The 6,071-nt window shown below is 71.6% G+C and carries 4 protein-coding genes; 3 read left to right on the top strand and 1 reads right to left on the bottom strand.

The window, feature by feature from the left end; translation table 11 throughout:
• Positions 1-48: 48 nt before the first annotated feature.
• Complete coding sequence (locus ABD374_RS27170) at positions 49-2,067, bottom strand: hypothetical protein (RefSeq protein WP_344498414.1); 2,019 nt, start codon at positions 2,065-2,067, stop codon at positions 49-51.
• Between the two features lie 339 nt (positions 2,068-2,406).
• Here ABD374_RS27170 and ABD374_RS27175 point away from each other — a divergent pair, with 339 nt between their 5' ends.
• The 3 genes from ABD374_RS27175 to ABD374_RS27185 all read left to right on the top strand — a co-directional run.
• Positions 2,407-3,960 (top strand): leucyl aminopeptidase, encoded by a 1,554-nt coding sequence (locus ABD374_RS27175; RefSeq protein WP_344498416.1) that lies wholly within the window; start codon positions 2,407-2,409, stop codon positions 3,958-3,960.
• Between the two features lie 306 nt (positions 3,961-4,266).
• Positions 4,267-5,655, top strand: a complete 1,389-nt coding sequence (lpdA, locus tag ABD374_RS27180; protein WP_344498418.1) for a dihydrolipoyl dehydrogenase — start codon at positions 4,267-4,269, stop codon at positions 5,653-5,655.
• Positions 5,656-5,709: 54 nt separating this feature from the next.
• Positions 5,710-6,071, top strand: a 362-nt coding sequence (locus tag ABD374_RS27185; protein WP_344498420.1) for a biotin/lipoyl-containing protein, incomplete at its 3' end; no start/stop codon positions are given.

Here is a 6,071-nt window from a genome sequence, read left to right on the forward strand (position 1 = left end):
CCCCCGTGACGAGTGGCCAGGTGCTGCTGTGGTCAGGTGCCGCCGCGGTCAGGCCGGAAGCCGCAGCGTGACCGCCCGCTGGAGCGGTTCGGGCGAGGCCCAGGCCGAGCGCTGTCCGGCGTACGCCGTCCCGAACGCGGCCGTTCCCGCGAGCAGTTGCTTGCGGGTGCCCTCGGGCACGGTGACGGGCGCGGCGGTCCCCGAGGGCGACTGGACGGTGACGGTCGTGCCGATGCGGTACGCCGTGACCCTGCCGTCGGCGAGCGCCTTGTCCCAGGCGGCGCGGCGGGCGAGTTCGGAACCGGCGTCCCGGTGGCGCGGGTTGACGACCGGCGTGTTGCCGGCGAAGAGGGAACGGTAGTCGTCCAGGACCTTGTCCAGGACGGGGTAGAGGATCCGCTCCTCGGCCAGGTTGGACTGGTGGACGTAGTGCGGGCGCGGGTCGTTGGCGATGACGTGGCCGAGCGCGGTGCGCGCCTCCTGCGGCACGATGTGCGTCGCGTAACCGGTGGCCGTGTCGAGCGGTTCGTCGAGGCAGGTCGAGCCGGGGTTGGTCTCGCAGGCACCGCTGCCCCCGTCGGCCTTGCTGGTGTAGATCCAGTTGTACTCGTCGGTCATCTCGGCGGCGGTGCCGACGTTGTAGTACACGTTCATGGGGTGGCGCGGCACGGTGAGCGCGGAGCCGAGGGCCCGCTGGCGCGGCTCGCGCGAGTTGTCGCTGGCGATCCACTTCACGCCGTTGTCGGCGAGCGCGCCCGCCAGGTTGGGGTTGTCCACCGGCTGCTGCGGGAGCGTCTTCAGCCCCGAGTGCTCACCGGTGACCAGTTCGGTCCTGTCGAGGGCGATGCCCTTGCGCACCGCCCAGTCGTGGTTGTTCCTGATCTGGGCGGAGATCTCGGCGCGGCTCATCCAACGCGTGCTGCCCGTCGCGTCCTTCGCGCACTGCCACGGCACGGTCGAGGTGTCCTGGACGCAGCCCAGGAAGGGGTGGGTGTACGTGTGGTTCACCCAGCGGTACCGCGCCCGGTCGGCCAGCAGCTGCGCGGTGAGCGGGTCGCTGCCGCCGTTCGCCGCCTTCCACGCCTCCCCGGCGCCCGCGTTGTAGACCATGTCGAGCGTGAAGCCGGCGCTCTGCTGCCACTGGGCGGCGTACTGGGCGTCCCGCGCCGTCATCCGGACCGGCACGGTGCCCTCCCCCTCCCCGCCCCCGCAGTCGAAGTCGCCGGGCGTGCAGTTGAGTTCGGTGTGCCAGCGGCTGTCGGGCGCGAAGACGTCGTCGACGTGCACGGAGAAGTAGTTGCGGCTCTGCCCGAGGTGGACGCCCTGGGTGAGCCATTCGACGATGCCGCGGGCGAGCAGCCGGAACTGCCGCTGGTGCTGGTTGTACGCGAAGGTGACGACCAGCTCGCGGCGCCCGTCGTGGACGTACTCGCCGAGGAGGCTGGCCCGTCCCCCGCCGTCGCCGGGGACCGGCATGTCCAGGTAGCTGGTGTAGCCCTCGCGGGGCCGGCCCGCGTACCCGTAGCTCTCGCCGACGGACGGCGCGTTGTCCTCGAACTCGACGGCGCCGTCGAGGTAGCCGAAGGGGCCGGCCTTCCCCGCCGGCGTCACGGCCGCGTCCACGCCGTCGAGCGGCCCGGCGTACCCGCCGTCACCCGTGTGGTCGAGCCCGACACCCGGGTGGGCCCAGGTGTACGCGTCGACCTGCCGGACGCCGAAGGTCTTCTCGTACGCGGCGAGGGCGGCCGACTCGGCGGAGCCGGCGCCGAACGGGTCCGCGTTCGGCAGGACGACCCCCTGGTACTTGGCGCGCGGGCGCCCGTCCACCGTGTCGGCGAGGAAACCCGCGTCGATCACCGGCCGGCCGGGCTGGCCGAGTCGCACCACGGTGTACGGGACACCGGTGCCGCGCAGCTCCGACTCGACCGCCTCCACGGCGTCGCCGCCGTCGTCGACGACCAGCACCCGCAGGTCGACACGCGGCGCGACGGCCGCCCCCGCACCCGTCGGCGGCGCCCCCACCGCCAGCAGCCCCGCCGCCAGCAGAGCCGCCCCGGCTGTGCCCACACGCGTCCTGTACGCCACCGCGCACCCTCCCCTTCGAAGATCTTCCTGCGGAGAAACCACGGGCGACCTGTGGAAAACACGCACAGCACGGCCATGGTCACTCGCCGGATCGCACCGAGTGTGACGCAGCCCTCACTCCCGGCGCCGTAAACGTGAAAAGGACACCTCAGATGAGTGAAGTGCTCGCTGCTGTGATCGAACCGGGCAAGCGCGCGTAGGCTCATCACCGGCGCTCATCCGGCCGGGCCGCCGGGCCACCGGGATCACGACGGACGCGCCGGGCACGGCCGGCCCCACCCCATCGGCCGAACAACTCAACGGAAGCGAGATTTCACCACCGTGACTGCTCTCACTCTCAGCACTTCCGGCGCGGCGGCGCTGCGCGCCGACGCCATCGTCGTCGGTGTGGCGAAGGGCGCCGGATCCACGTCGGGGAACCTGGTCGTCGCACCGGGCGCCGAGGCCGTGGACAAGGCGTTCGACGGAAAGCTCGCCTCCGTCCTGGAGACCCTCGGCGCCTCGGGTGCCGAGGGCGAGGTGACCAAACTGCCCGCGCCGTCGGGCCTCAAGTCCCCGGTCGTGCTGGCCGTGGGCCTCGGCACGCTCCCGGAGAAGGACGACGCGTACGCCGCCGAGGCGCTGCGCCGTGCGGCCGGCGTCGCCGCCCGCGCGCTCAGCGGCTCCAGGAAGGCCGGCTTCGCGCTGCCCGTCGAGGCCGTCGAGGACGCCGCCGCCGTCGCCGAGGGCGCGCTGCTCGGTGCGTACGCCTTCACCGCGTACCAGGGCGGCGAGAAGTCAGGGAAGGGCGAGAAGTCAGGGAGCGGCGGCGCGAAGCAGCCGCTCGCCGAGGTCGTCGTGCTCGGCGGCAAGCCGCGCGACAAGGCGTTCAAGGCCGCCGTGGAGCGCTCCCTCGCGCTGACCGAGGAGATCAACCGCGCCCGCGACCTGGTCAACACCCCGCCGAACGACCTGTACCCCGAGTCCTTCGCCGCCGTGGCCGCCGCCGCGGGCAAGGAGCACGGTCTCAAGGTGCAGGTGTTCGACGAGAAGTCGCTCGTCAAGGGCGGCTTCGGCGGCATCCTCGGCGTCGGCCAGGGCTCGGAGCACGGTCCGCGCCTGGTGAAGCTCGCCTACACGCACCCCAAGGCGGAGAAGACCCTGGCCTACGTCGGCAAGGGCATCACCTACGACTCGGGCGGCATCTCGCTCAAGCCGGCCGGCCACAACGAGACGATGAAGTGCGACATGGCCGGCGCCGCCGCCGTGTTCGCCGCCGTCGTCACGGCCGCCCGCCTCGGCCTGAAGGTCAACGTCACCGGCTGGCTGGCGCTCGCCGAGAACATGCCGTCCGGCAGCGCCGTCCGCCCCGGCGACGTGCTGCGCATGTACAGCGGCAAGACCGTCGAGGTGCTCAACACCGACGCCGAGGGCCGTCTCGTCCTGGGCGACGCGCTGACCCGCGCCTCCGAGGAGCGGCCGGACGCGATCGTCGACGTGGCGACGCTGACCGGCGCGATGGTGCTGGCGCTCGGCAGCCGCACGTTCGCGATCATGGGCAACGACGAGTCGTTCCGTACCGCGATCCACGAGATCGCGGAGGAGGCCGGCGAGCAGTCCTGGCCGATGCCGATGCCGGCGGAGCTGCGCAAGGGCATGGAGTCCCCCACCGCCGACATCGCCAACATGGGCGAGCGGATGGGCGGCGGCCTGGTCGCCGGCCTGTTCCTCCAGGAGTTCGTCGGCGAGGACATCGCCTGGGCGCACCTGGACATCGCGGGTCCCGCCTTCAACGACGGCGGCCCGTTCGGCTACACCCCCAAGGGCGGCACCGGCTCCGCGATCCGCACCCTGGTGGCGCTCGCCGAGCGCACCGCCGCGGGCGACCTCGGCTGATCCCCCGCGGAGCCGTGGTGGGTACGGCCCCGGGCAGGCGTCCGGGGCCGTACCCGCCGCGGACGCGTACGGCCGGTTTCGCCTTCGACGAAATCCGCACCTCCGTACGCCCCCGTAACACCTGGCGAGCGGTCCACGACCGTCTCGCACTCCGGCCCCGCGTCCCGCCGTCCGTCAACAAGTGCGAAGATGGGTTCTCGGCAGGACAGGGCCCCCACCACAGGGCCGAATAAAAAAGCGGCCGAACACCAGCCGCCGCCCGGTCATCGAAGACCGCGCCCGGCGCACATGCATGGAGGACGTGACGTGGCGAACGACGCCAGCACCGTTTTCGACCTAGTGATCCTCGGCGGTGGTAGCGGCGGTTACGCCGCGGCCCTGCGCGGAGCGCAGCTGGGCCTGGACGTCGCCCTGATCGAGAAGAACAAGCTCGGCGGCACCTGCCTGCACAACGGCTGCATCCCCACGAAGGCCCTGCTGCACGCGGGCGAGATCGCCGACCAGGCGCGCGAGTCCGAGCAGTTCGGCATCAAGGCGACCTTCGACGGCATCGACATGGCGGGCGTCCACAAGTACAAGGACGACGTGATCTCGGGCCTGTACAAGGGCCTCCAGGGCCTGGTCGCCTCGCGCAAGGTGACGTACATCGAGGGCGAGGGCAAGCTCTCCTCCCCCACCTCCGTCGACGTCAACGGCCAGCGCGTCCAGGGCCGCCACGTCCTGCTGGCGACCGGCTCCGTGCCGAAGTCGCTGCCGGGCCTGGAGATCGACGGCGACCGCATCATCTCCTCGGACCACGCGCTGACGCTGGACCGGGTCCCGAAGTCCGCGATCGTGCTCGGCGGCGGCGTCATCGGCGTCGAGTTCGCCTCCGCGTGGAAGTCCTTCGGCACCGACGTCACCATCGTCGAGGGCCTCAAGCACCTCGTGCCGGTCGAGGACGAGAACAGCTCGAAGCTGCTGGAGCGCGCGTTCCGCAAGCGCGGCATCAACTTCTCGCTCGGCGCCTTCTTCGAGAAGGCCGAGTACACGAACGACGGCGTCAAGGTCACCCTCGCCAACGGCAAGGAGTTCGAGGCCGAGCTGCTGCTCGTCGCGATCGGCCGCGGCCCCGTGTCGCAGGGGCTCGGGTACGAGGAGCAGGGCGTCGCGATGGACCGCGGCTACGTCCTGGTCGACGAGTACATGCAGACCAACGTCCCGACGATCTCGGCCGTCGGCGACCTCGTCCCGACCCTCCAGCTCGCGCACGTCGGCTTCGCCGAGGGCATGCTGGTCGCGGAGCGGCTGGCCGGTCTGAAGACCGTTCCGATCGACTACGACGGTGTGCCGCGCGTGACGTACTGCCACCCCGAGGTCGCTTCCGTCGGCATCACCGAGGCCAAGGCCAAGGAGGTCTACGGCGCGGACAAGGTCGTCGCTCTGAAGTACAACCTCGCGGGCAACGGCAAGAGCAAGATCCTGAAGACCGCGGGCGAGATCAAGCTCGTCCAGGTCAAGGACGGCGCCGTGGTCGGCGTCCACATGGTCGGTGACCGTATGGGCGAGCAGGTCGGCGAGGCTCAGCTGATCTACAACTGGGAAGCCCTGCCGGCCGAGGTCGCGCAGCTCATCCACGCCCACCCGACGCAGAACGAGGCGATGGGCGAGGCCCACCTGGCCCTGGCCGGCAAGCCCCTGCACTCCCACGACTGATCCAGTCCGGGCGCGACGACCACTTCCGCAATTTTGTAAGGAGCAACAGAAACCATGTCGGTTTCCGTAACCCTTCCGGCGCTCGGCGAGAGCGTCACCGAGGGCACTGTCACCCGTTGGCTGAAGGCCGAGGGCGAGCGCGTCGAGGCCGACGAGCCGTTGCTCGAGGTCTCGACCGACAAGGTCGACACCGAGATCCCGGCCCCCGCCGCCGGCATCCTCGCGTCCATCAAGGTCGCCGAGGACGAGACGGTGGAGGTCGGCGCAGAGCTGGCCGTCATCGACGACGGGACGGATGCGCCCGCCGAGTCCCCCGCCCCGGCCGCTGCCGAGGCCCCCGCCGCTGCCGAGGCCCCCGCCGAGGCTCCGGCCCCGGCCGCCGCGGAGCCCGAGGCCGCTCCGGCGCCCGCGGCCGA

The sequence above is a fragment of the Streptomyces enissocaesilis genome (genome assembly GCF_039533765.1).
Classification (GTDB): domain Bacteria; phylum Actinomycetota; class Actinomycetes; order Streptomycetales; family Streptomycetaceae; genus Streptomyces; species Streptomyces enissocaesilis.